Source organism: Salinispora pacifica CNR114, from assembly GCF_000514775.1.
Lineage (GTDB): Bacteria > Actinomycetota > Actinomycetes > Mycobacteriales > Micromonosporaceae > Micromonospora > Micromonospora pacifica.
The window spans coordinates 295,612-319,366 of record NZ_AZWO01000001.1; the positions used below are offsets into that span (position 1 = coordinate 295,612).

Consider the following 23,755-nt stretch of genomic DNA (forward strand, 5'->3'; position numbering starts at 1 on the left):
GCGAAGATCCGTACCGACGCCGGTACGGCGAAAATCTGTCGAACGGGGTGACCGGGGCGACTACAGTCCGGGTCATGTTCGCGTACCCCCTGACCAAGTGGGCCGCCGTGCCGGCGACCCGCGGGCCGTTGTTGGTGGCCCGCCCGCGCGTTCGGCGTCCGGCCCCGGCCGGCGCCCGCCGCGCCTGACCCAACCGCGCACCGCGCGCCAGCGCCGAGGGCCGTCCGAGTCCCGATTCATCCGGACAGGCCCCGATTCCGGCTGCCTGTCCAGCGTCGCCACCGGGCGACAGACAGGACGACGATCCATGGCGCCCCGCCGTACCCGAGCAACCGAACGCGACCGGTCCCGTCGCATCCTCTCCCAGAACTTTCTCGTTGATCCGGCCGCGGTCAACCGGCTGACCCGGGCGACCCGGCCCGACCCGGACCGCCTCCTGCTGGAGGTGGGTGCCGGGCGTGGCCAGCTGACCCGGCTGCTCGCCGCCCACAGCCGTCGCCTCATCGCCTACGAGGTAGATCCGGTCGCCGCCGCCGAACTGGTCCGAAGCTGCGCGGATCTGCCCACTGTGACCTGTCGGCAGGCCGACTTCCTGACCGCCCCGCCGCCGCGGGCGCCCTTCGACGTGGTCGGCAACATTCCGTGGTCGCTGACCTCCGCAGTGGTCCGCTGGTGCCTGGCCGCGCCGAGCCTGCGCACGGCCACCCTGCTCACCCAACTCGAGTACGCCCGCAAGCGCAGCGGTGACTACGGGCGGTGGACGCGGTTGACCGTGCGCAGTTGGCCGGAGTTCAGCTGGCGGCTGGCCGGGCGGGTGCCCCGGACGGCGTTCCGTCCGGTCCCGCGGGTGGACGCCGGAATCCTGCGGATCGAGCGCCGCCGGGAGCCGTTGCTGCCGGCGGCGGCGCTGCCCGCGTACCAGCGGATGGTGGAGTTGGGCTTCGACGGCGTCGGCGGCTCGCTCGCGGCGTCGCTGGCCCGCCACCACCCGCGGGCGCGGCTGGCGGCGGCGCTGCGCGCGACCCGACTCGATCCGGCGACCCCGGTCGGCCAGGTCTGGCCGGAGCAGTGGCTGGTGCTGTTCCGTCTGCTGTGGCGTTAGCGCAGCTTCAGCGCCTCCGACAGCTCGGCCGGTGAGTTGAAGCTCCCCTCCGGCAGCAGCCGCAGCGCCTGCAGCATCTCCGTGCTCAGCCCGTTCTCCTGGCCCCACCGGACCAGGTCCTTGCGGGAGACGGGGTAGGCGAGGGCGGCGAAATAGTCCTGCAACTGCGCGCCGGAGACGGTCATGGGGCCGGATACCCGCTCCGCGTGCCGGCACACCGGGTGGCCCACCCGGCCGGCTGGGTTTGCCCACCCGGCGGGCAGGGTAGCCGCTCGGCATGCTGGTGCGGCGGCTCGGCGCCCCGAGCGATTTTGACCCGTTGCTGGAGCGCGCCCGGGACGCCCGGATCGTGATGCTCGGGGAGGCGACCCACGGCAGCCATGACTACTACCGGCTGCGCGGGGAGCTGACCCGGCGGTTGATCGCCGAAGGGGGTTTCTCGTTCGTCGCGGTGGAGGGGGACTGGCCGGACTGCGACCGGGTACACCGCTCGGTCACGGCCGCCCCCGACGCCGCCGTTGAACCGCAGGCCGCCCTCGAACGGTTCGAACGGTGGCCCACCTGGATGTGGGCGAACGCGGAGGTGGCCCGCTTCTGCCGCTGGCTGCGGGAGTGGAACGGGCAGCGGCCCGGACCGGAACGGGTCGGCTTCCACGGGTTGGACGTCTACAGCCTGTGGGAGTCGATGCAGGCCATCTTCGACTACCTGGGGGAGGAGGCGCCGGCGGCGCTGGACGCCGCGCAGGACGCCTACCGGTGCTTCGAGCCGTACGGACGGCGGATCGAGGAGTACGGCACAGCGAGCCGGTTCGTCTCCGCGCGCTGTGAGGACGAGGTGGTCTGCCTGCTGGCACGGATTCGGGAACACGCCGCGACCGACGGCGCGGACGCCTTCTCGACCTGGCAGAACGCGGAGGTCGTCTCCGGCGCGGAGCGGTACTACCGGGCCATGATCGGGGGTGGACCGGAGTCGTGGAACATCCGGGACCACCACATGGCAGACACGCTGGACCGGCTGTTGGAGCGCTACGGCCCGGGGGCACGTGGGGTGGTGTGGGCCCACAACACCCACGTCGGGGACGCGCGGGCAACCGATATGGTCGCGGACGGCATGGTGAGCCTGGGCCAGTTGGCCCGGGAGCGGCACGGCCGGGACGATGTCGTCCTGGTTGGGTTCGGTAGCCATCGGGGCACGGTGGTCGCCGCGCCGCACTGGGGCTCGCCGGCCGAGAAGATGAACGTTCCGCCGGCCCGGGAGGGGTCGGTGGAACGGCGGCTACACGAGCTGCTACCCGAACAGGCAGTGCTGATCTTCGATGGCGCCGACCAGCCCGGCTGGGTGACCGAGCCGCTGGACCACCGGGCGATCGGGGTGGTCTACAACCCCTCGTTCGAGTCCTGGGGCAATTATCAGCCGACCCGGCTGGGGGAGCGGTACGACGGGTTCGTCTGGTGTGACGAGGCGACCGCGCTGGACCCACTGCCCGCTCGGGGCACCCGCGGTGAGTTGGAGACGTATCCAGCCGGGGTGTAGCGGGCGTCGCCAAGGAGCGGCCCCGGTTCACGCACCACGGGAGGGACCCCTGCTCCGGCACGTCACGCGTACCGGGGCAAGGGTCCCTCGTCGTCGACCTCAGGTGCGGGCGGGCTCCTGCTCCGCCAGGTGGCTACGCAGTCCCTCACCCTCTACGTCCACGTTGGGCAGGACCCGGTTCAGCCAGCGCGGCAGCCACCAGCCGGCGTCGCCGAGCAGGGACATGACCGCCGGCACGATCGTCATCCGGACCACGAACGCATCGATGGCGACGCCGACCGCCAGCGCGAAGCCCATCGACTTGATCACCGGGTCCTCCATGAAGATGAAGCCACCGAAGACGGAGATCATGATGAGCGCGGCCGCGGTGACCACCCGGGCACCGTGCCCCATCCCGTTGATGGTGGCCTGCCGGGCGGTGTCGCCGTGGACGAAGTCCTCCCGCATCCGGGAGACGAGGAAGACCTCGTAGTCCATCGCCAGTCCGAAGAGGATACCGATGAGCAGGATCGGCAGGAAGCTGATCAGCGGCCCCGGTGTGTCCAGACCGACCAGGTCGGCGAGGTGGCCCTGCTGGAAGACCGCGACGGTGAGTCCGAAAGTGGCCGCCACGGTGAGCAGGAAGCCCAGCGCGGCCTTCACCGGCACCAGCAGCGAGCGGAACACCAGCATCAACAGCACGATCGACAGCCCGACCACCAGGAGTAGATAGATCGGCAGGGCGTCGGTGAGCTTCTCCGAGACGTCGATGCCGATCGCGGTCACCCCGGTGAGTAGCACCTCGGCACCCTGGATGCCGCCGACCGAGCCGCGGATGTCGTCCACCACCTGCTCGGTCGCCGGGTCGGTGGGTCCGGTCTCCGGGATCACGCCGAGCAGGGCGGTCCGCCCGTCCGGACTCAGCTGCGGTGGCGTCACGGCCAGGACGTTGTTGGTGTCCTGGACCAGGGCCGCGACCTGGGGCACGGCTGTCGCTGTCGCCTCCGGGCTGTCCCCGGCCACCACGATCGCCAGCCGACCGGTGAAGCCCGGTCCGAAGCCCTCGCTGATCAGGTCGTTGGAGACCCGGGCCGGTGAGCCGACCGGCGCGGTCCCCTGGTCCGGGAGGGCCAGCCGCATGTCGGAGGTGGGCAGCGCGAGCACGCCCAGCCCGAGCAGGGCGACCAGGATCACCGGCACCCGGAACCGGATGACCAGCCGGGCCCAGCGGAAGCCGAATGTGGAGCGGTCCTCGGCCGACGCGATCGGCTCGGGTGTGTCCGTTCCGGGCTCGGTCGCGGTGGCCCGGTACTGGTGCCGTTGCTTGCGACGGAGCACCCGGCGGCCGGCGAAGCCGAGCAGCGCCGGCTGCAGGGTGAGGGCGACCAGCACGGCGATGACGACCGTTCCGGCGGCGGCCAAACCCATGACGGTCAGGAACGGGATGTTCACCACCGCCAGACCGGAGAGCGCGATGACCACGGTGGCGCCGGCGAAGAGCACGGCCGAGCCGGCGGTGCCGACCGCCCGGCCGACCGCCTCGTCCGGCGGCAGCCCCTCGAGCAGGTTCTGCCGGTAGCGGGAGGTGATGAAGAGCGAGTAGTCGATGCCGACCGCGAGACCGAGCATCAGGGCGAGGATTGGCGCGGTGCTGGTCAACTCAACCGTGCCGCTGAGCGCGTAGAGACCGGCCATGCCGACGCCGACCCCGATCAGCGCGTTCAGCATGGTCATTCCCGCTGCTACCAGCGAGCCGAAGGTGATGACCAGGACGACCGCCGCGACGGCGACGCCGATCACCTCGGAGGAGCCGGCCTGCGGCTCGGCGTTGAGCACCTCACCGCCGGGGGCCACCTGCCAGCCCTGCGCCTTGGCCGCGGCGCCGACCTGCTCGTACGCCTCCCGCTCTTCGTCGGTGACCTTGTCCGCGCCCTCGGTGAACTGGACCTGGATCAGCCCGTACTGGCCGTCCGGGCTGATGGCCTGGGCTGTGAGTGGGTCCACCGCGGCGGTCACGCCGGGCAGCGTCGCGGCCTCCTGGGTGACTTCGGTGGCCACCGCCTGGCCCTGCGGGGTGCCGAGCAGGCCCGGCTGCGGGGCTTTGAGCGCGATTGTGCCGGTAGCGCCGCTGGCCGCCGAGAACTGTTCATCGAGCAGATCCCGCGCCTGCTGCGACTCGGTGCCGGGCATGCTGAAGTCGCTCGCCGTCGGGCCGCGCAGGTTCAGGGCCGCCAGGCCGAGACCGACGAGCACGACTAGCCAGATCGCGGCGACGAGGCGTCGTCTGCGCATCGCGCCGCGGCCGAGCCGATAGAGCAGGGTCGACATGGGTCGATGTCCTCCGTCGTTATTGGTTGGGTCAGTTGACCGGTTCGAGTGCCCGGCGGACCAGCACGAGCAGCGCCGGACGTAGCTCCGCCTCGGGGAGATCGATGAATTCGCCGCACGTCTCGGCGATGCCCGCGAGGATCACCAGCGCCGCGACCCGGGCAGCCGGGCGGTCGGAATGTCCGGCGAAGGCATGGACGAGCCGATCTGGGATGTGTTGTAGGTGGCTGAAGGGGGGTTGCTGGAACAGGCCGGGGAACTCACCGCGGAGGAACGCGGTCTCGCGGCGGAACCGGACCGCCAGGTCGACGAAGCCCTCGGCCGCGATCCGTTGCGCCTCCGCCGGGTTACTCGCGCCGGCGATGCGCTCGTCGAGCTCCCGTAGCTGGTCGATCGGCCGGGCTACCAATTCGGCAAGAATCGCCTTCTTGTCGGCGAAGTGGTAGAGCACCGCCGCCTTCGAACAGCCCACGTCTGCCGCGATGTCCTGCAACGACGTGCCCCGGTAGCCGGATTGCGCAAACCGTCGCCCCGCCGCCGCGAGAATATCAGCGTGCCGCTCGGGCGCTGCCCGTGTCATGTCGGTCCCACCTCCTCGAACAGCATGCCTGACCGATCGGTCAGATGCCGACTGATGGGCGATCCAGTGGCGTTCGCCACACCCGGACGAGCCTCGCCGGGCACAGTGACCGCCGCGGCGAGGGCGTTTCGGGTAGTGCCGGCGACCGCCGTGGCGAGGCCGTTTGGGGGTAGTGCCGGCGACCGCCGCGGCGAGGGCGCTCCGGGCGCCGCCGGTTCCGGCCCACGGCTGGCTGACGTGTCCGTGTTGACGGCCAGTTGGGTTGACCGCCGTCCCGGCTGCCGGCAGTGTGATCAGATGGGCAAGGTCGAGGAGACCCGGGACGGGGTGGCACTGACCAACCTGAGTCAGCCGCTGTTCGACGGTGCGGGCGCGACAAAGCGCGACCTGGTGAACTACCTGGACGCGGTGCGCGACCGGATTCTGCCGCACCTGCGGGAACGGCCGCTGTCGGTCATGCGGGTGCGCCCCGGGCAGCCCCCGTTCATGCAGAAGAACCTGCCGAAGTACACCCCGGACTGGGTTCCTCGTACGGCGGTGTGGGCGGCAGCGTCGCACCGCGAGATCTCGTACGCCCTCTGCGGCGACCGACGGACGTTGCTCTGGCTCGCCAACCAGCGGGCGGTGGAGTTTCACCCCACCCTCGCCACGGTCGCCGCGCTGCAGTGCCCGACCCACCTGGTGCTCGACCTGGACCCGCCGGAGGGCGCCCCGTTCGAGGTGGCGGTGGCCGCGGCCCTCCTGGTCCGGCGGGCGCTCGCCGGAGCCGGGCTTGCCGGGGCGGTGAAGACCAGTGGTGCCAAGGGGGTGCACGTGTTCGTGCCGGTGGCGGCGGAGGCGACGGCGGAGGAACTTGCCGCCGCCACCCGAGCGCTCGCGCTTCGGGCGGCACGCCTCGATCCGGACCTCGCGACGACCGCCTTCATCCGGGAGGACCGGAGTGGGAAGGTCTTCATCGACTCCACCCGAGCTGGTGGGGCGACGGTGGTGGCCGCCTACAGTCCGCGGCTGCGGCCCGGCGTGCCGGTGTCGTTTCCGGTGCCCTGGGATCTCCTGCCGTCGGTCACGCCCACCGATTTCACGATTCAGACCGTGCCCGCCCTGGTCGCCGCGGCGGACCCGTGGGCGGACGGAATGCCCACGGCGCAGCGGCTCCCGGCCGACCTGATCGTCGAGGGGCGCACCATCCCGGTGGCTCGGGTGCAGGCGATGCAGGAGGGGAAGCGTCGGGCCCGTGCCCGGCGGGCCGCCGGCTGAATGGGTCATTGCTTCGCGGTCAGCCGGCGGCCAGATCGAGGACGTCGGCGAGTTCTGCTGGAGCAGACAACATCGGCCAGTGCCCCGGGTACAGGTCGAAACGGTGCTATGGCGGCTGGGTGGAGGGAGGCCAGGGCCGGTACTCCGGCGTGCAACAACTCCCGGAAGGCGTCGCTGTGCGAGCATGAAAACCTTGGTAACTTGTCACGGTGCCCCGCCCGACCGCGAGGTCAGGCGGGGCACTGTTGTGGCGGGGTGCTGGTGGGACACCCCCGGTGGCTGCGCCCTTGGCGGCCACCGGGTCCCGTTTTAACTCAGGCGCATTGTGTTGCCGACAACCCGCTCGGCAACGTTTCCAGGACGTCAACCTTGAAGTGAACCCCGGCCTTCACCGTGTAGGTCCCGGCTCCTTGGAAGTCCAACCTTCTGGTGGAGCTGTTAAGCGAGAATCCCGCAGGGAGCTTGGCGCCGGCATCTTTAGCCTGAGACAAGACATCGTACATATTGTATGCTTGGGGGAAGGGGAAAACAACGCTGGAAGCCGTAAACGCGCCCTCGAAACTGCCATTCAGCGCCAGCGAGCCACTGTAGGTGTTTTGCGTCAGCGACGACACGACGTACCGGGTTTCGTTTGCGGGCACCAGCACACGCTGGGACGGCGCGGTGTGTGTCTCCTTGATCGACTCCGACTGCGTGTTCGAATTTTGGTACGACACCGTCACTGACTCTTCGAGGCCAAGGCCGATCACTTTTGAGAGGGCGAAGCTACCCGAAATCTTTGTGGTTGACGACACGCCGGTGGTGACGGTCGTCGACACCGTGTTCGTGTAGGCCTTACTGAACGAGTGGCTCGTCAGGGTCTGATTCGAACTTGTGGAGTTCGTCAAACTCGCGCACCCCAGGTAGAAGGGAGCACCTGACACGACCTTCGCCGTACCCACCGGAACCGCATCGGTCTCCGAGATTAAAATCGGCGGGCCGATGAGATCAAGACCATTGAAGTAGACGTACTTCGAATGATCTTCGATCAGTGTGGTGATGTCGGTGATCGTCGCCGCCTGTGCGGGCGAGGCGGTCATCAATACCGCAGCCACGGTGCCGATCGACGTCGCCAGGAGCGCTCGTGTCCTCTTCAACCTCATGCCGTTTCCCTTTCAATCTGAGGCCAATAGATTGCTGGCACTCGACCCTTCCATGGTGCGACCAGCTCGCTCAACCGCGTCCGCTCGCAGGCTTGGTTGATCCGATCCGGGAGTCGAGGTCGACGTCGATGAATACTACACACAATTACGCCCCAGGCTCTTCCTGGCGGTACCCGCAGCCTTCACCGTGCCATTAGAAACCAGCTCTGACCTCGGCCTGTATGCACTGATTCCAGCTTGTCGGCTATTTGACAGATGCTTTTATGTAACGCATCCCTCATTATCGAATCGTTATCTGGTTTGTGTATTTGTGACATTGGTAAACGGAACTGTCATGCCACCGCGACAGAGGGTTAGGGCCTCGGCGCGGTCGAGACGGTGTCCACCGTGTAGCCGGGCTCGGACACGATCACGCCTTGGTCGAGTTGGGCAGGCCGCGCCGGTAGTCGGCGACGCCCCGTTCGGCGCGGGCATTGGTGGAGAAGAAGTCGGCGTAGGGTGCGCACGCGCCGCCTGGCTATGAGCCGGTCGATTGCTGCCATCGCTGGAGTGGGAGCGTTCAGTGCTCGTTCCAGCTCAGGCCCCAGTACACGAGGACCTTCCGCTGGTCGCCACCGTAGCGGGACGTGCCGCCGTCGCGTTGCCAGAAGGGGCAGTCCAGATGGATCGACACCACACGCTGCGCGGGGTAGCCGAACACGACGCTGCCCCGCAGAGACGGGAGGTGCATCAGGCAGGCCTCGTCGTCTTCGGACGAGACCGCCAGCCCGTTGAGGTAGTCGGTCAGCTCGGTGACGTCGCTGGTGTTGCGCCTGGTACTGCCGAGACTCCACGGTTCGGGCCCCAGCGTGGGGTAGCTGCACATCAGAACCTCGGTCGCCCCGGTTGGGACCATGACCTCCGGTGCGAACGGGGTGGCTAGATGAGGATGCTGTCGATGGTGCACGCGGCCCGACAGACGGCGGAGTGTGGTTACCGCTGGCTGGCGACCGCATGTCTCTTATCGACGCGACCGCGCGCCCGGCATCCCGATGCGAAGGTGACGCTGCGTAGGGAGGGGTGCCAGAAGAGTGCACCTGGCAGTGCTCTCGACCGGGTCGTCCGTGCCTCCGGGTCCTTGTGCTCCTCGTCGCACAAGGACCCGGAGGGTCGCCCACGATGGCTCGTACACAGCTGTACCTCGTTCGCCACGGCGAATAGGGTGCGGCCTCCGACCACGACGAGCCGGACGAAGGTCTGTCGCAGCTCGGCCGCGACCAGGCCGACCGGCTGGGCCGACGGCTCCGCACAGTGCCGTTCTCGGCCGTCCACCACAGCCCACTGGCCCGGGCGGCCCAAACCGCCGACATCGTCGCCCGCTACCGCGCGCGAACCAGCCACTACCTGCGCAGACATCGAACCTGAAAGTGCGGCTGGAGTACTATTCCAACCGATCTGTTTCTGGCCCACCCCAAGATCACCGATCCTGAAACCCCAGGTTGGCGAGCCTGCTGCGCGAATGGTGTCGATGAGAAGGTCGGCCATCACGCCGGGTCACGGCGCAGGGCCTGCAGGATCAGTCGATCGCCGAAGCCGCGGCGTCCCTGCGAGCCCCTCAACATCCGCTAACGGTCGAGGGCGACCCCTGTACGAACCGCAGTGTGATCTCGGCAACGCGTCGACCGAGGTGCTCGGCGGTGAGCAGGTCGGCTTTCGGGGGCGCCTGCTCAGGCCCAGCGTCGACGTTCGACTGAGCGGCGGCGCCCAGCCAGAACCCAAGCCGGTTGAGATCGTGCTCCGAGCCGGTTGCCGAGCAGTTCGCCGGCGGTAGATCGAGCGACACCCAGTGCATGCCGTGCTGGGCGGCGAAGATCACCATCTGGGTTAGCGTCGCCAGCTTGTCGCCCGCCTGTGTGCCCGAGTTGGTGAATCCCGCTGCGATCTTGTCACGCCACAGGTAGCCGTTGCGCATCACTGCGGCGGAACTGGCCTCCTGGAACTCCTTGAAAGCGGCCGAGGGACCGCCGACGTACGTCGGCGCACCGAAGATGATCGCGTCGGCGCACGCCAGTTCGACCCACTGGTCTTTGGCCTCCTCGACGGTCAGCATGAGTGCTTCGACATCAGATACCAGTTCAACCCCTGTTTTAACCGCCTCGGCCTGCCGCCGAGTGTGGCCGTATCCGCTGTGGTAGACGATGGCGATTTTGGTGCTCATGTGCAACCTCCCCTGCTGTGAACCTGCCACCCATCTGACGTCTGCGGTCAGGCGGAGGTGACCGGCGCGCACAGGGCAATGTCCAGTTGCCGGAGCCGGAGTGGGTCACCGACGACCTCAATCGCAGCGATCCGATCGTCGTGGACCACGAACTGCAGGACGAACCGCAGCCGCCCCCTTGGCGCCACGACCGCGCCCACCTCACCCTCGATGAGCGCGGGCTCAGCGAAGCGAGCCTGCTGGCCGTTGGTAAGCGTCTCTTGTGCGACCTCGCCAGCGCCTCGAACGTGCGCACGGGCGTACCGCCGCAGTGCAACTCGATCCGCCCGCCGCTCGACGTCGGGTGACAACACTGCGATGAGGCCGTACAGGTCGCCGGCCCGAGTCGCGGCGAGGAACGCTTCGACGACCCTGCGGTGCCGTTCGACGTCGCAGGCAGGCAGCTTCGGCGCCCCGCGCACGCGTTGACGGGCGCGGCTGGCCAGCTTCTTCGTGGCGTCCGGCGACCGTTCCACCACCTCTGCGATTTCGGCGAAGGGCACGGCGAACAGGTCATGAAGCACGAACGCGACACGTTCGGCAGGTGTCAACCGGTCCAGAACTACCAGTAGGGCCAGCCCGACCGAGTCGGCCAGCTCGGCTGCCTCGGCCGGGTCACTGCTCGCGGTGTCACCGGCAGGCGGGTCTGGAGTGCCCACATCGATCGGGACCTCGGGCCGGCGCAGGCGAGAACGGACCATGTCGAGACACACCCGGCCGACGATCGTGGTCAGCCACCCCGGCACGTTCTCAACAACGCCAACGTCGCTGCGGTTCGCGCGCAGCCACGCCTCCTGGATGGCGTCGTCCGCCTCGTCCGAGGAGCCCAGTATGCGCGACGCGACACCGCGCAGGTGGCCACGGAGCCGATGGAACTCATCGGCGAGCTGACGCTGGTCGTTCATCGGTCACCTTTGGCTTCGTCTGAGCGTCATATCTGATTGAGGAGACAGGTACGCCATGAAGACGAGGAGGCGGTCCGACAACCATAACATTTCGGGCTTACAGGCCACGGTCGCGGATGATCTGCGTGTGGGGCCGGGGCCGGCTACGCAACGCTGGCCTCGGTCTTTCATCTGGGGGATCTGTCGTAGCTGCTGGTCGATGAGTTGGTTCGGGGCTGGTCGGCCGGTTCGCTGGCATGCTGATGGCCCGGTGCTGGGCCGGGTTCCTCCGTGCTGCGGGTCGAGGCGTGAGATTTCGGGGTCAGCCGGCGGGTTGGGGTAGTCAGTTGGGCGCCGGGGTGCGGGCGTTCGCGGCGGACCAGGAATCGGGTGCCGGTAGGCCATCCGGCGGCGTCGAGAACCGGATGTCCAGGTGGTGCTGCTCGCGTAGGGATCGGATGTGGGCGAGGAAGCCGTGGCTGGAGCCGGCCGAATCACTGCGCAGCAGGATTGGGTGCCGTGCCGGTGGGCGTCGGGGATCTGGGCCAGGGCCTCATCGAGGACGGTGATGTGGTTGGCGGTGGTGTTTGACCCGGCTCGGCCTTCGCGCAGCAGGCCGGCGAGGGCTTCGCCGGTGTTGTCCAGGAAGCACAGCAGCGGGTGGTAGCTGAAGGCAGGGTCAGAGGCGACCGGCCCGAACAACCCCGGCTGGTCGCGCAGCACCGCCTCAACAACCACAAGTACACCGGATACATGGTCTGGAACCGACGCAAGCGCTCACGGCCGGATCGAGGAGTGAAAGGCCGTGTCACCCCGCCCAGCGAATGGGTCTGGTCGCCGAGCCCAGGTACGCGCTGCTGAACTCTAGGAGCTGGCCAAGGCCGCACAGCCGAAGGGGGCGGGAACCCGCGAACTGGTGGACCGACTACCGCACATTGATCTGAACGTGCTCGACCTGCCCGACGAGATGCAGAGGCAGCTGTTCGACGCCTTCCAGCTGTAGATCCGGTACGACCGACACCTCCAGCGGATCACACTGCGCGTCGCCGTACGCGCTGAGGTGATTGACGTCATCAGCCAGGCTGCTGCCGACGCCACGGGCAGGGCCCCGAAGGTTCCGAGGCAGCGGCAGCCCGAACGCGAAGCAGAAAGGGGTGGACGCGCTGGCGTCCGCCCCTGTCGGTCAAACCCGCTTCCATGTTCTACGTGCCCCCGGCAGGATTCGAACCTGCGCTCCCGCCTCCGGAGGGCGGTGCTCTTCTCGGGTACATCCTGCCCCTGTGCTGGGCTAACACCCACCAACGCATGTGAGTGCGGGGAACTTGGGCACATATATGGCACAGGGGCAGGATGCGCCAGGCAGCAACTGCTGGTGCGAGCCTGGGGGGATGGACGCCGAGGCGGTGGCAGCTCGCTGGCCCCCCGCTCTCCGAGTGCCTTGGCGGGCACAAGAGCGCGTGCCGCACGATCATGAGTTGCCCGCCTGGGGGCGCCTGCCCGTGCAGGGCGGGGCGAGGGTCTGGTCATCGTGCGCGGCGGCGACCCTTTCCCGGTCAAGGCCGCGAGTGAGGGCCATGAAACCCCGGACACGCAGCAGCGCCCCAACCCCTCGGCGGGGTGGGGCGCTCGCGTCAAATGGGTGCGATTGTGTGCTGCCGCGGGGGCGGGCCTAGTTCGTGGGTCAACGCGGGCGTCCCCGCACCAGCGCCCACAGGCCACAGGTGCAGATCACCATGGTCCACCAGAACCCCTTCGCCAGGGGCGACGCCTTACGAATTACGGACGACATTGCACATTACCCCCCTCCGCTGCTTAAGTGTTGTCCAACATCGACGATCATGGTCCACCGTAGCGACCTTGCGCAATGCCCTAGTCGCTTGGGTCTAGAAAATCAAAGTTGAGCAAGACCGGATTCCACAACGGCGCGTCCTCCTTGCCCTCCCCGGCTGTAAATCCTCCTAACGAGACTTCAGCCGCGGAAGGCTACTGGCCTGCTGATGTCGTCCCACACCACCACGCCCGGACTGTCCAGCCAGATCCGGTGTTCCCCAGTGTCGGTGACGGTCAGCCCGAGGCGGTCGCGCGATGGAGCGCCCATCGCGCGCCACCGGTCGTACACGGTTTCGACCTCGTTCCACAGCTCACGTGGTCCGAACTGCTCCACCTGCCCTGCGATGTCGTCAATGACCGCCCAGGAGCCATCCGGGGCGAACAGCCACACCTGTTCGTTGCCGCCATCCGGAGTGAACCCGAGCCAGTTCACGCTTTGGACACGCAACGCCAGCCACAGCCCCGCATCAGGGTGGTGCAGCACGGTGCTCGGATACCGGGTTTGCCGGCTGGTTCCGGTCTGCTTGAGGGCCGTAGATAGCGCCGTCGGCACTCGGTTGGCCGCACGGACCGGCATGAAGCTGCCCGCCTCGGCCAAGAAAAAGCCCTGTGCGCTGCCGCCGTTGACCTCCAACCGCACCAGCGGACCGCCGCCCAGGTCACGCCACAGACTGAGAACGATTACCCCGCCGTCGCGAACCTGTGCGAGCCATGCGGGTGGCACCGCCGGCACGGACACCGTCGCGATCAGCCGATCATAGGGGCCGTTGTCCCGCCAGCCCTGCTCTCCGGAGGTCGTGACCACGCTCGGCCAGTCGCCAGCCACGGATGCGAGCCGTTGCCGGGCCAACTTCGCGACCCCTGGGTCCACTTCGACGCTGGTGACATTCCGTGCCCCAACACGGTGTGCCAGCAACGCGGCGTTGTAGCCGGTCCCGGTGCCGATCTCCAACACCCGATCCCTGCCGGACAGGCGCAGCGAGTCCAGCATCAACGCCATGAGCCCTGGTTGTGTTGAACTGGACGTGGGGGTGCCGGACAGCGCGCCGTCCTCCGGGTCCGGGCCGACCGCCCCGTCGAGTTGAGTTGTCAAGGTGGTGTTGGAGTACACCATGCGCCAGTAGGCAGGGTGGGTCGTGTCGATCGCCTGCCAACGCCCATCGGGCAGCGACAGGAAGAACGACGGTAGGAACACGTGACGCGGCACCGCGCCAAACGCCTTCTTCCACAGCGGGTCGGACAGGTAGCCGTCCGCTTCTAGCCCGGCCAGAAACTGTGCGATGTAGTCGGACAGTTCTTCAGTCATGTGTGACGCCTTCCAGCGCATCTGCGATAGCAGCGGCAATCGGCAGCCCGGTTTGATCTTCTATCCAGGCCCATTGCCCGTTTGGGTTTGCCTCCAAAAATACGTGCTCTCCCTCGGGGGTTACGATGAAGTCCAGCGCCGCGAAACGCAGACGGCGCAGCTTCAGGAAGCGACGAACCTTGGCCGCTACGTCATCCGGTAGCGTTTCGACGCTGTACCGTAGATTGCGGTAGTCCGCGCGCCAGTCGGCACGACCCTTATTCGTCAGTGCATCGATGCGCGCCGTGAATAAATTCCCGTCTACGACCGACACGCGCAACTCGTATGCTTTGGTGATCTTTTGTTGAAACATGTGGGCCGTGACTGCCACCCCGCCATCGAGGGTCGCCGGGTCGACCGGACAGGCGTAGATCACCTGGTCGCCGTCGAGAATGCCGGTGGTCATCGATTTATAGATGATCGGGCCGTGCGTCTCTGCGAACGCCCGCGCTTCGCCAGGGTCATTGGTCACCAGCGTGGCAGGGACGCTCATCCCGACTTGTGCCGCCGTCGCCAACTGCAACGGCTTGTGCTCGGCCGCGCGGATGTCGTCCGGATTGTTTAACCAGGGCAACACCGCCAGGATGCCGCGCAAGCCGGCCACCGCCTCCGCTCGTACCCAACCGCTGTGTGGCACCTCGGCCGATACCTCAATGCGCGTGGGGCGACGCCACCACGCGCAGGCCACATCGGCTACGTCCACCACTCGCCGATCGGCGCGAAGGCGCCCAGTCCAGCTTTCGCCGAACTGGGCACCCAGCACCACCGTGGACGGGAACGCGCCAGGATCACACCGGAACACCGGAGTCCCTCGACGCTCCAACTCGACAATCACCGCGTCGGCCGTCACGTCGAACTCGGCGGTGAACACCACGACCGTTTGCCCGCCCACGGGCTGCCTCAGTCCTCGGTCCGGTCAGAGTCGGTGTCCGAGCCGCCCTGGTTGTCTCGGTTTGCCGTGTTCGTGGACGTGGCACCGGTGGAATGCCTCAACGCCGGCACACTCACCCCGCCCTCGGTTACCATGCTGATCTGTCGATCTGCATCGAACTGAATGACGGAGAAGTCCACCGGCACCGGCACGACGTCAACTGCCTGCCGCGCCCCGAACGCTACTACTGCCATTGCCTTTCCCTTCCTTGTGAATGTGAGAATATGGATAGTGGGTCGGAACACGCCGTTGCGGTCCTCCCCATTCAATCCCTCATTTAGCTTTCCATGGAGTTAATGGATGTCGCGTCTTACGCGAATCCGGCGAACGGTGCTTGCACTCCCTAGCGGCGCGGAAACCCATCTGCTAGCCGTGCCCGCCTGTCGCCGGCCGGGAACGGGGAACGGCCGGTGGTAGTCCGCGTTCCGCGCCACATGCGCCAGATCGGAATGTCGTCGCCGGGCAGGAGCAGTGGGGGGCCGGCGACGTAGCCGAGCCGCCGGTAGAGGTCCCGGTTGCGGGTGTTGGTGGCCTCAAGATAGGCCGGTAGGTCGCGGTCATCGAGCCGCCGGTGGTAGTGGCTCAACAGGGCCGCGCCGAGGCCCTGGTTCTGCCGTTCGGGCCGGACAGCCACATACGCCAGGTAGTGATGGGGGGTCTGGGGGTGAAAGGTGTCGAACATGGATTCCAGCAACCAAAACCTGGGGGCACAGGAGCCGGCAAGGCGTTCGAGCGTTGGCTGACGCTCGGCTGGCATCCCCTTTGACGGCTCCAGGCGGGGGTACCAGATCGCGACGGCGGACAGGTCTGCCGTGGTGTCGACGTGGCCGTGCGCCAGGCCGTGGTCAACGGCGTCCGTGAAATATCGGTGATAGACCGCGTGCCGGGCACCGGTGTCAGGGACCAGCCAGCAGGCGACTGGTCCTTCGTGGAATGCCGCTGCGAGGACGGCGATCAGCTCTTCTGCGTCGTCGATCGTCGCCGGACGGACGGTGGTGTTGGTGTTGGCCATGGTCGCCTCCGTGGTCAGGCGGGCTGGCGGACGGGGGTGTGCTCGTCATGCGAGGCGTTGAGGCTGTTCGCGCCCATTCCGACCGTGAGGTAGGCGGATCGGTTGGTGGCGCGCAGAATCAGTGCCCACACCACGCCGACGACCGCGACGGCGACGTAGGCACTGGGGAAAATCCACCGCAGCGGCGAGTGCGCGTCGACGCCGAGTAGCGTGTCGAACTCACGCAGCGTGGCGGCCAGGATCGCGCCGAGGACCAGCGTGGCGATCAGTGGTGCGATCCTAGAGCGCCACCGACCCTCCCCGTGGTGGGATGCCCGCGCAAAGTAGGCGACTACGGACGCCGAGGTAATGGTCATGAGGGTCAGGACCCCGAGTCCGCCCGTGACGGTGAGCCAGAAGAACAGGTGCACGAGCGGATCCCAGCCCGCCACCACGTAGACGACGAGCACTGATGCGGCCAGCGCGGACTGCACGAGTGAGCCGACTTTAGGTGCTCCGGTGCGGCGGCTGGTGCGGCCGAACACCTCGGGCAGGACCCGCTCGCGGCCGAGTGCGAACACGTACCGGGCCACTGTGTGGTGAAAGGCGAGCAGGGCTGCGAATAGGCTGGTGATGAACAGGACTCGGGCGATAGTGATGATGCTGCCGGCCAGATACGGCGACACCAGGTTGAAGATCAGGTCTGTGCCGTCGGCCTGGGCGGAGTCCACGATGTTGCCCGGTCCGGTGGCCACGGACATCGCCCAGGAACTCAGCCCGTACAGCAGACCAGTCACCGCCAGCGCGAGATAGGTCGCGCGGGGAACAGTGCGAAGTGGGTCCCGGGTTTCCTCACTGAACACCACGGTGGCCTCAAATCCCACATAACCCGTGATCGCGGTGACCAGCGCGGCACCGATGCCAGCAGCGAGCACGTGTGAGGGAGACAGGGTGGTAAGGGTGAGGCCATCAGCAGGGTGAGAGACCATAACGGCGTCGAAGACCAGCACCACAGCGGCCTCGGCGACCAGTAGGACTGCCAGGATTTTGCCGTTGAGGTCGATACGGAGCACGCCGAGAACGGTGACGGCCACCCAGGCGACCAGGGCGTAGAGCGACCATGGGGCGGGCCAGCCGTACCGATCCTCCATGAACCCGGCCAACACCACACCGAACCCGCCATAGAGGCCGATCTGCATCGTGTTGTAGGCCAACAGGGCGATCATGGCGGTGGCTACGCCGGCCGGGCGACCGAGGCCGCGGGCGACGTAGGCGTAGAACGCGCCGGCGTTGACGATGTGGCGACTCATCGTCACGAAGCCGACCGCGAACAGGGCCAGCACGACGGCGACTAGCAGGTAGGCCACGGGGATGCCGCGTACGCCGGTAACGGCGTACGCGGTGGTCTGCCCGCCGGCAACCACGGTCAGCGGCGCGGCGGCAGCGAGGACGAAGAACACCACCGAGGGAATCCCGAGCCGACCACGGGCCAGGGTCGCCGTCACGGCATCGGATTTTACGTCAGGCATAGTTCACTCTCTATGGGGGTGGGATGGGGGTGTGGCGCTTAGGAGGTGCGGTGAGAAAGAACGGCGGTACCGACAGCGACACCGAGGTCGGCGAGCAGGTCGGTTAGCTGCGGCGGCAACTGCGCGAGCTGCTGCTCTAGGTACTGCCAGGCGGATTTGGGGGCACCGTCGAGCACCGCTGCGGCCAGTTGGGTGTGCTGCGCCAGACCGGCCAGGAGGATGTCCCGTTCGGTGAGCGGGCCACCATGGCGTAGCTGCACGGACAGTTGCGCCACCCCCGAGTACGCGACGTTCGTGTCTGTCGGGACGTATGTGGTACGCCGCCGCCAGCGAGGTCCGGCCGTCTCCTCCTGGAGCAGCCCCGCCTGCGTCATCCGCTCCGCGACCTGCTCAGCGTCAGTGCCGGCGAGGTAGAGCAGCCAGGCATGAATCGTGGTGTGCTGCTGGTGACGGCGCAGCCGGTCGAACACCTTGAGTTGCAGCCAGTCCGTTGGCGTCGGCCCGTGGTTCCGGATCTGAACATGCCGCTGATAGAAGTCAATTCGGGCAGCGAAGTACAGCTCTGCGAGCAGCCCGGCGGCCAGCCCTAGGGACACCGCGATGGGGAACAGCCGAGGGTGGCCGGTCTGATCGTCGTGGCTCAAAAAGTAGAAATCGTTGGCGATCAGCGGCCCACCGGCCATGCCGACTGCGCGCGGGTACGGGGTGGGAGGGTGGCGGGCCGGCGGGGCGCTTTGGCTGCCCGCGCCAGGGGATCTGTTCATCGCTGGCCTTCCTGCCTGGCGCTTCGGCCGGCTGGGTTGAGGCTGGCCCAGAAGATCCGGTTCGCTTCTGCTGCGTCCTCAGCTGAGAGTTCGTCGCATCCAGCCCAACCGCCGTGGTGGCCGTACAGGGTGGCCTCGCCTAGGCCCTGAATGCCGAACGGCTCGTATGGATGCTCATCGTCGCTGGGTACGAACCATTTTCGGCGCCTCAAAAGATCATCCTCTCTATGCGGAGCGGCGTGGTCGGGCGAGGGGGACACATAGGCCGTCGAGCGACACGACGAGTGCGTATGTCGCCGTGGGCACGTCGAGTTAGGACCATTCAAGCGTGAGTCTGCCCAAAAAACAATGGCTCACCGCGAACCGCCTAGTAGGGGTCGGAGTACTGTGAGGCCACTCGCTTGATGCCGCCTCATGCAGGATCGGCCAGTTGCTGCTGTATCCTGCGGCGTGTATTAATTGGGCGAGACATGTGCCCAAAAAACCATTGGGAGGAGTGCCCGGGTGTCCGACACGATTGGGTCTGCGCTCCTGCGCCGCTACATCGGCCGCCGCTTCGCAGCTCTACGCGAGCGTGTCGGCCTGACACAGGAGCAGGCGGCGAAGGCTCTGGAGCGCGGTCGCGCAACGCTGGGTCGCATCGAGGACGGTGACGATCGGGTCCGGTTCAGGGAGATTGACGTCAGGGCGATGCTCGCGATCTATCGGGCGACGGACCAGGAGACGGAGCTACTGCTCGCGCTGACTGCCGAGACGCGCAACGGGCGTCGGAAGAGCTGGTGGCATGACTACACAGAGACGGCGTTGCCAGGCTGGTTCGGGCTTTACGTATCCCTGGAGGACTCCGCCGAGACGATCCGGCAATATCTGGCGGAGCTGGTTCCCGGCCTGCTCCAGACAGAGGCGTACGCCGAGCAGGTGACCAGAGTGCCCGCCGGCTACGTAACCGAGGATGAAATCGAACGCCGGGTGCGCGTTCGTATGGAGCGGCAGTCACTGCTGCGCCGACCCCGGGCACCCCACCTCAACGTCATCATCAACGAGCCGGTGCTACGCCGCCCGGTCGGTGGCGGCGACGTGATGGCCGAGCAGCTCGGTCACCTTGTAGAGGTGCAGCAACGCGCGAACGTCGAGATTCGTGTGCTGCCGTTCTCAGCCGGCGTGCATGGCGGCATGGCCGCCTGCGGGCCATTCACCATCCTGGACTTCCCGGCGGCCTCGACTGGTGATCCGCTGGAGCCCCCGCTGGCGTACGTCGAATCGCTGACTGGTGCGATGTACTTGAACAAGTCCGAGGAGGTTGGGGCGTACCGGCTCGCCTGGCGCGACCTCGAAGAGCGCGCTCTCGACGTTGAGGCGTCGAGAGCGTTCATGAAGGAACTACAGGAGGGATACACCCGTGCATGATCCGACCGACGCCATCTGGCGCAAGAGCACCTGGAGTGGAAACGGGGGCGACTGCGTTGAGGTCGCGACCAACCTACTCGACCGTGAGGGCGTGCTGGTGCGCGACAGCAAGAACCCCGGAGAAGGCCACGTCGCCTTCACCCCTGCCGGCTGGAACGCCTTTGTGGGTGGGGTTCGGGACGGCTCGTTCAACCTGTGACCTGGTGCGGCGCTGTCATCGCCGCACCAGGGCACCAGATGTGTAATTCGAGCAGTCCAGCCCTAGAAGAGTAGCCAACGGATAGTGGGCCTGGGCACTCCCCGTGCCCACTTCCTCACTCTAGGGCGGCCGTCAATGCCCTGGGCCGCGCTCCATGCGATGTGGGCATTTCGATCACAATTTCACACATCACCCGTGAAGGGTGTTGTTCAGTCGGTCCCGCATCTTGCCGATGGCGGTCTCCAGTCGGGAGGTGATCGCCTGTCGGCTTACCCCTTCGTGATGGCCAATCTCCCGGTGATCCCAGCCCAAGCCGAAACGCAAGAGCAGGGACCGCCGCTCCCGGAGGGTCAGCGGCGCGTACCTCCAAGCGGCCTTAATGTCAGCCAGGTGGGCGAACAGGGTGCAGCCGTGGGACACGTCGATCGTGGCTCGCGGCATGTCGGGATCGGGGGCATTAGGGTTGGTCATGCCAAAAGCGCATGAATGATCCCAAACTGCGGGTAGAAGCTGCTCAACCAGCTCTCGGCTGTAGTCACTACCTGGTGCGTCGGCCTCCCGGGCCCGTGCTGGGGAGGCGTCGTGGCTGTCACCCGTCGCAGCGTCGAGCGAGGTCTGTCGGTTGTGCCGGCCAGCCTCCACCCGCACCTTGTCGAGCAGGCCCTGGACCATTCGAACGTAGAGCACGCCCAGCCCCAGTCCGGGGTCCTCCAGGCACTGCCGAGCCTCGGGCCCTGTGGCCAGCAGGATTAGCACCTCGTGGTGCAGGTCGTCGAAGTCGATGGTGGTCAAATCTGCGTAGTCGGTGGCCACCTTGCTCGCCGCCTTTCGGGCAACCGTCCGTACGCCTGGGTACTCCAGCACCGACCAGTCCGCACCGTGGACACTCTCACTCAACACGCACAAGCTCCTTGATGTTCGTTTCTCCGCCCCTGGTGATCGCGATGATCAGGCCGGGCGCTCCCGTCGTGCCGTTGGCGTGCCGCCACCAGGTCGACTCGCTTTCCATCGCCGGAGGCTGTATGAAGGTGCGGGGCCCATCGGTGTCGGTTTGCTCGTGGTGTAGGTGGCCAGCGACCAACAGGTCGGCCTGGTGCATCGGGGACTTCCGGTTGAACGCCTGCCCCCTCCACCACCCAAAGTGTTTGCCCGGCCGCCACTGGTGCCCGTGGGCATGGGCCACTACCGTGCCGGCCACGTCTAAGACCACGGTCAATTCATCTGTCTCTGGGACGTAGAAGTCGACATGGCCAAACGCCTGTGGGTTGAGCCGGGCCGCATCGGCGACGGCGATTAGCGACTCGGTGTCGTGGCTGTCGTCATACCGGGTCACCCCCTTGCCGGCGAGACGCACCGCCTCGCCATGATTACCCGGCACCGCCGCCATGCTGACCCGGCTGGCCAGCGGTGCGAACAGCTCCATCGCGTAGAGCATCACCCGGCGGGTCAGCCGGATCTGCTCGTTGAGCGTTAGTGGCGTCCGCCATACGTTGGCCCCGCCCTGGCTGGCGAAGCCCTCAATGTGGTCGCCGAGCCAACCGAGGTGGACGTGGCCGATGGGAACGTGGTCGCTGTATTGAAGTAGTCGATCGGATGCCCGATCGAGGCAGCCGATCGTGCGCCGCAAAGCGCCCTCTACCCCGTCGCCGTCGATCTTGCCGAACTGCATGTCGCCGAGCAGGACCAGGAACCCGTAGTCACCCGTGGGCCGGCTGACCACCGTCGTGTCCCGGCTGATCCGGTCGAACAGGTGGTCGATGTCGGGGGGCCCGGCGTCGGAGCCGACGCGAACGAACGTGAACCGGGTGGACAACCCAGTCTCACCGTTCGGCATTGTCCACTCCGAGGACCGGAAGCCAGTCACCTTCCAGCCGTCCGGGTCGAGGCCCCGTTCCTGGAGGTGGGCGACCGCTAGATCCTCGTTCACGTCTCCCTTCAACCCCCGCACCGTCACCGCGGCCACATCGCCTGCAACCTCGACCTGTCGCGTGAAGTCCCGCTCGGGGCTAGTCTTACGAGCCGGGATCTGTGGCCCGACGGGCTTGTCGAGCAGCTCCTTCAGTAGGTCGGTGCCCACAGGATCACACTCCACTTCGACGCACCGTGCGCCTGTAGGTACGGATGCTGGACGGGGAGACCGGGGTGCCGGCCCGCTCTAGCCAGTCGGACAGATACTCTGCGCTGGTATCGCCGTCGAGGTGGCGCATGAACGCGACTCTTATGGCATCGCTCATCGCGTCTAGGGCGACCTGGAGCTTCGAATTGGGCCTGCTCACAGTTTCACACTCGGTCATTGGTTGCTCGCCTCCTTTCCTCCTCCAGGAGGGCCAGTAGAGCCTCTTCCCCGCCGACCAGGTACGTGTCGGTCACGTCGCCGGTCCGCAGCCGTAGGCCCTTCGCTTGCCGCAGCGAGCGACAGACCTTGTTCGTGAACTCCGCACCAGCGTCGTCCGGATCTCCCCAGATCCAGACCCGTGAGAAGCCGGCCAGCATTCGTCGGTGACGGGGCTTGAAGGCGTTGGCCCCTGGTAGGGCCACCGCTGGTAGCCCGATCTTGTTGAGGACGATCGCGTCGAACTCACCTTCGGTGAGGTGCAGCTCATCGTCGGCACGGAAGATCGCACCGACGTTGAAGCAGCGAACCGGCTCGTTCCTTACAGTGTTGTACTTGCCGTGAGAGAAGTGGCGGTGCTCATGCTTCACGATGCAGCGGAACCGGATCGAGAGTGGCTTGCCGGAGCGGTCCAGATACGGGATGGCCAGCATTCCTCGGTACTTCGTGTGGCCCGGGAACGGGTCAATGACGACGCCAAGCCGGAATGTAGCCGCCTCGGCCTGTCCGATGCCTCGTCCGATCAGGTACCTCGCGGCGTCCTCCGTAAGCTGACCCTCGTACGCCGTCGTCGCTTCCTCCAGCGCTTCCCGCTGTGAGGTCGAGAGTGGCTGCAAGGGCTCTTGCTCCGACAAAGGTCGTCCCCTCCTTTTCCATGATTAGCGTGAAGCTGTCGCCTCCCTTTCCGCAGGAGTGACAGTTCCACAGCCCGGCTTTCAGGTCTATGGACATCGACGGTGTACGGTCCTCGTCCTGAAGCGGGCACCGCACCATCTGCGTGACCCTGTACGAATTGACCTGGACGCCGTAGTGCTCCAGCACCTCCACCAAGTCCGGCCGATCGACGCTCATCTCTTCACCTCCACCTCGGAGAAGTCGGCCAGCAAGAGCAGGTCGTCGCGGACCTTACAACTGTGGCCCCGTACTACCGTAATGGCTGGTCAAGGTTTAACACCTCCCGTGAAGGCGGGGTGGTCAAATAGTCGATGGCGCGGCGCAGGAAATGTGGGTCGTCCCGGGCATGCGCCAGAGTGTCGTTACAGGGGGAGCAGAGAAGGCCACGCACAGAAGCTCGACTGCCACGCTCTGCCGCCAGAGCGTGGTCGTGGTCCACGGCGAGTCGCTTGGTTAGGCCCGTGGCCCGTCGGCAGATGGCACAGCATCTGCCCTGGAAGGACAAGAGCGTGTTGTATTCATTACCGGTAATGCCGTAAACCTGCTCGATTCGCCGACTGTGCGCTCGGTCTCTGCGCTCCCGCCGTTTCGCCAGCCCGCACCGGTAGCAGCGGATGTGGACCTGCTGGTTCGGCCCTTTCTTCTTGCCGCAGTCGACGCACGGCTTACCCCGATGGCGGTCCGAACCGACTCTCCTTCCGGTACTCACA

Annotated in this window: 24 protein-coding genes and 2 pseudogenes; 6 read left to right on the plus strand and 20 right to left on the minus strand. The window is 66.9% G+C overall.

Going from position 1 to position 23,755, the window contains the following annotated elements; genetic code table 11:
* Window positions 1-307: 307 nt before the first annotated feature.
* Window positions 308-1,102, plus strand: a complete 795-nt coding sequence (gene erm, locus B118_RS0101480) for an ErmE/ErmH/ErmO/ErmR family 23S rRNA (adenine(2058)-N(6))-methyltransferase (RefSeq protein ID WP_018810072.1) — start codon at window positions 308-310, stop codon at window positions 1,100-1,102.
* On the opposite strand, the gene B118_RS0101485 is transcribed toward erm, so the two are convergent.
* Window positions 1,099-1,287: a DUF2795 domain-containing protein gene (locus B118_RS0101485; RefSeq protein WP_018222816.1), complete on the minus strand. Its 189-nt coding sequence runs from the start codon at window positions 1,285-1,287 to the stop codon at window positions 1,099-1,101. The two genes, erm and B118_RS0101485, sit on opposite strands and share 4 nt — an antisense overlap.
* A gap of 92 nt (window positions 1,288-1,379) precedes the next feature.
* Here B118_RS0101485 and B118_RS0101490 point away from each other — a divergent pair, with 92 nt between their 5' ends.
* A complete protein-coding gene (locus tag B118_RS0101490; protein ID WP_018222817.1) occupies window positions 1,380-2,636 on the plus strand; it encodes an erythromycin esterase family protein in 1,257 nt (418 codons plus the stop codon).
* A 99-nt stretch (window positions 2,637-2,735) separates the two neighbouring features.
* On the opposite strand, the gene B118_RS0101495 is transcribed toward B118_RS0101490, so the two are convergent.
* Together B118_RS0101495 and B118_RS0101500 are read right to left on the minus strand one after the other, a co-directional pair.
* On the minus strand, window positions 2,736-4,943 hold the full coding sequence (locus tag B118_RS0101495) for an MMPL family transporter (RefSeq protein ID WP_018810071.1): 2,208 nt from the start codon (window positions 4,941-4,943) through the stop codon (window positions 2,736-2,738).
* A gap of 31 nt (window positions 4,944-4,974) precedes the next feature.
* Window positions 4,975-5,523, minus strand: a complete 549-nt coding sequence (locus tag B118_RS0101500) for a TetR/AcrR family transcriptional regulator (RefSeq protein WP_018810070.1) — start codon at window positions 5,521-5,523, stop codon at window positions 4,975-4,977.
* A 297-nt stretch (window positions 5,524-5,820) separates the two neighbouring features.
* Between B118_RS0101500 and B118_RS0101505 the strand changes: the two genes are divergently transcribed.
* Window positions 5,821-6,780, plus strand: a complete 960-nt coding sequence (locus tag B118_RS0101505; protein ID WP_018810069.1) for a non-homologous end-joining DNA ligase LigD — start codon at window positions 5,821-5,823, stop codon at window positions 6,778-6,780.
* 19 nt (window positions 6,781-6,799) lie between these two features.
* Here B118_RS0101505 and B118_RS33810 read toward each other — a convergent pair.
* The 3 genes and pseudogenes from B118_RS33810 to B118_RS0101515 all read right to left on the minus strand — a co-directional run.
* Window positions 6,800-6,947 (minus strand): annotated as a pseudogene (locus B118_RS33810) (alpha/beta hydrolase); the annotation flags it as partial.
* Between the two features lie 147 nt (window positions 6,948-7,094).
* Window positions 7,095-7,922, minus strand: a complete 828-nt coding sequence (locus B118_RS0101510; protein WP_018810068.1) for an ETX/MTX2 family pore-forming toxin — start codon at window positions 7,920-7,922, stop codon at window positions 7,095-7,097.
* Window positions 7,923-8,481: 559 nt separating this feature from the next.
* Window positions 8,482-8,787, minus strand: a complete 306-nt coding sequence (locus B118_RS0101515) for a protein-tyrosine phosphatase family protein (RefSeq protein ID WP_232430525.1) — start codon at window positions 8,785-8,787, stop codon at window positions 8,482-8,484.
* Window positions 8,788-9,191: 404 nt separating this feature from the next.
* On the opposite strand from B118_RS0101515, the gene B118_RS32640 reads away from it, so the two are divergent.
* Window positions 9,192-9,326: a histidine phosphatase family protein gene (locus B118_RS32640; RefSeq protein WP_232430568.1), complete on the plus strand. Its 135-nt coding sequence runs from the start codon at window positions 9,192-9,194 to the stop codon at window positions 9,324-9,326.
* Between the two features lie 190 nt (window positions 9,327-9,516).
* Here B118_RS32640 and B118_RS0101525 read toward each other — a convergent pair whose 3' ends face one another.
* The 9 genes and pseudogenes from B118_RS0101525 to B118_RS0101565 form a co-directional block, all read right to left on the minus strand.
* Complete coding sequence (locus B118_RS0101525; RefSeq protein ID WP_018222824.1) at window positions 9,517-10,119, minus strand: flavodoxin family protein; 603 nt, start codon at window positions 10,117-10,119, stop codon at window positions 9,517-9,519.
* A gap of 47 nt (window positions 10,120-10,166) precedes the next feature.
* On the minus strand, window positions 10,167-11,063 hold the full coding sequence (locus tag B118_RS0101530) for a sigma-70 family RNA polymerase sigma factor (RefSeq protein WP_018810066.1): 897 nt from the start codon (window positions 11,061-11,063) through the stop codon (window positions 10,167-10,169).
* A 320-nt stretch (window positions 11,064-11,383) separates the two neighbouring features.
* Window positions 11,384-11,714, minus strand: a pseudogene (locus B118_RS29720) (IS1380 family transposase); the annotation flags it as partial.
* A 1,297-nt stretch (window positions 11,715-13,011) separates the two neighbouring features.
* Complete coding sequence (tgmC, locus tag B118_RS0101540; RefSeq protein WP_043540973.1) at window positions 13,012-14,178, minus strand: ATP-grasp peptide maturase system methyltransferase; 1,167 nt, start codon at window positions 14,176-14,178, stop codon at window positions 13,012-13,014.
* Complete coding sequence (gene tgmB, locus B118_RS0101545; RefSeq protein WP_028192279.1) at window positions 14,171-15,109, minus strand: ATP-grasp ribosomal peptide maturase; 939 nt, start codon at window positions 15,107-15,109, stop codon at window positions 14,171-14,173. The genes tgmC and tgmB overlap by 8 nt, the downstream gene beginning before the upstream one ends.
* A gap of 8 nt (window positions 15,110-15,117) precedes the next feature.
* Window positions 15,118-15,342, minus strand: coding sequence for a putative ATP-grasp-modified RiPP (gene tgmA / locus B118_RS27780; RefSeq protein WP_080678001.1), 225 nt, complete (start codon window positions 15,340-15,342; stop codon window positions 15,118-15,120).
* A 149-nt stretch (window positions 15,343-15,491) separates the two neighbouring features.
* Window positions 15,492-16,160 (minus strand): GNAT family N-acetyltransferase, encoded by a 669-nt coding sequence (locus tag B118_RS0101555; protein WP_028192280.1) that lies wholly within the window; start codon window positions 16,158-16,160, stop codon window positions 15,492-15,494.
* Window positions 16,161-16,174: 14 nt separating this feature from the next.
* Complete coding sequence (locus B118_RS0101560; protein WP_050592769.1) at window positions 16,175-17,668, minus strand: APC family permease; 1,494 nt, start codon at window positions 17,666-17,668, stop codon at window positions 16,175-16,177.
* Between the two features lie 38 nt (window positions 17,669-17,706).
* On the minus strand, window positions 17,707-18,432 hold the full coding sequence (locus B118_RS0101565; protein ID WP_050592770.1) for a GOLPH3/VPS74 family protein: 726 nt from the start codon (window positions 18,430-18,432) through the stop codon (window positions 17,707-17,709).
* Window positions 18,433-18,936: 504 nt separating this feature from the next.
* Here B118_RS0101565 and B118_RS0101570 point away from each other — a divergent pair.
* Window positions 18,937-19,839, plus strand: coding sequence for a helix-turn-helix domain-containing protein (locus tag B118_RS0101570; protein ID WP_018728544.1), 903 nt, complete (start codon window positions 18,937-18,939; stop codon window positions 19,837-19,839).
* Window positions 19,832-20,038 carry a DUF397 domain-containing protein gene (locus B118_RS0101575; protein ID WP_018728543.1) on the plus strand — a complete coding sequence of 69 codons (207 nt, stop codon included), beginning with the start codon at window positions 19,832-19,834 and terminating at the stop codon, window positions 20,036-20,038. The genes B118_RS0101570 and B118_RS0101575 overlap by 8 nt, the downstream gene beginning before the upstream one ends.
* A 189-nt stretch (window positions 20,039-20,227) precedes the next feature.
* Here the strand turns inward: B118_RS0101575 and B118_RS31485 are convergent, their stop codons facing one another.
* From B118_RS31485 to B118_RS29740, 5 genes are all read right to left on the minus strand, one after another.
* Complete coding sequence (locus B118_RS31485; RefSeq protein ID WP_155256525.1) at window positions 20,228-20,938, minus strand: sigma factor-like helix-turn-helix DNA-binding protein; 711 nt, start codon at window positions 20,936-20,938, stop codon at window positions 20,228-20,230.
* Window positions 20,928-22,115 carry a hypothetical protein gene (locus tag B118_RS0101585; RefSeq protein ID WP_028192283.1) on the minus strand — a complete coding sequence of 396 codons (1,188 nt, stop codon included), beginning with the start codon at window positions 22,113-22,115 and terminating at the stop codon, window positions 20,928-20,930. Before B118_RS0101585 ends, B118_RS31485 begins: the two co-directional genes overlap by 11 nt.
* Before the next feature lie 203 nt (window positions 22,116-22,318).
* Entirely contained in the window at window positions 22,319-22,954 is a 636-nt protein-coding gene (locus B118_RS27785) for a toprim domain-containing protein (RefSeq protein ID WP_420329447.1), read from the minus strand.
* Window positions 22,836-23,222, minus strand: a complete 387-nt coding sequence (locus B118_RS33815; protein WP_043540966.1) for a CHC2 zinc finger domain-containing protein — start codon at window positions 23,220-23,222, stop codon at window positions 22,836-22,838. The genes B118_RS27785 and B118_RS33815 overlap by 119 nt, the downstream gene beginning before the upstream one ends.
* Window positions 23,223-23,295: 73 nt before the next feature.
* The gene (locus B118_RS29740; RefSeq protein ID WP_018728539.1) at window positions 23,296-23,754 is read right to left on the minus strand and encodes an endonuclease VII domain-containing protein; all 459 of its coding nucleotides are present in this window, start codon (window positions 23,752-23,754) and stop codon (window positions 23,296-23,298) included.
* Window position 23,755 lies beyond the last annotated feature (1 nt).

Coding starts and splice junctions, on each gene's coding strand:
- tgmA (WP_080678001.1), bottom strand. CDS start 15,342: ATGGCAGTAGTAGCGTTCGGGGCGCGGCAGGCAGTTGACGTCGTGCCG.
- B118_RS0101525 (WP_018222824.1), bottom strand. CDS start 10,119: ATGAGCACCAAAATCGCCATCGTCTACCACAGCGGATACGGCCACACT.
- erm (WP_018810072.1), top strand. CDS start 308: ATGGCGCCCCGCCGTACCCGAGCAACCGAACGCGACCGGTCCCGTCGC.
- B118_RS0101500 (WP_018810070.1), bottom strand. CDS start 5,523: ATGACACGGGCAGCGCCCGAGCGGCACGCTGATATTCTCGCGGCGGCG.
- tgmC (WP_043540973.1), bottom strand. CDS start 14,178: ATGACTGAAGAACTGTCCGACTACATCGCACAGTTTCTGGCCGGGCTA.
- B118_RS0101515 (WP_232430525.1), bottom strand. CDS start 8,787: ATGTGCAGCTACCCCACGCTGGGGCCCGAACCGTGGAGTCTCGGCAGT.
- B118_RS0101530 (WP_018810066.1), bottom strand. CDS start 11,063: ATGAACGACCAGCGTCAGCTCGCCGATGAGTTCCATCGGCTCCGTGGC.
- B118_RS0101555 (WP_028192280.1), bottom strand. CDS start 16,160: ATGGCCAACACCAACACCACCGTCCGTCCGGCGACGATCGACGACGCA.
- B118_RS0101495 (WP_018810071.1), bottom strand. CDS start 4,943: ATGTCGACCCTGCTCTATCGGCTCGGCCGCGGCGCGATGCGCAGACGA.
- B118_RS33815 (WP_043540966.1), bottom strand. CDS start 23,222: ATGAGCGTCGATCGGCCGGACTTGGTGGAGGTGCTGGAGCACTACGGC.
- B118_RS0101485 (WP_018222816.1), bottom strand. CDS start 1,287: ATGACCGTCTCCGGCGCGCAGTTGCAGGACTATTTCGCCGCCCTCGCC.
- B118_RS0101510 (WP_018810068.1), bottom strand. CDS start 7,922: ATGAGGTTGAAGAGGACACGAGCGCTCCTGGCGACGTCGATCGGCACC.
- B118_RS0101560 (WP_050592769.1), bottom strand. CDS start 17,668: ATGCCTGACGTAAAATCCGATGCCGTGACGGCGACCCTGGCCCGTGGT.
- B118_RS0101490 (WP_018222817.1), top strand. CDS start 1,380: ATGCTGGTGCGGCGGCTCGGCGCCCCGAGCGATTTTGACCCGTTGCTG.
- B118_RS0101505 (WP_018810069.1), top strand. CDS start 5,821: ATGGGCAAGGTCGAGGAGACCCGGGACGGGGTGGCACTGACCAACCTG.
- B118_RS0101565 (WP_050592770.1), bottom strand. CDS start 18,432: ATGAACAGATCCCCTGGCGCGGGCAGCCAAAGCGCCCCGCCGGCCCGC.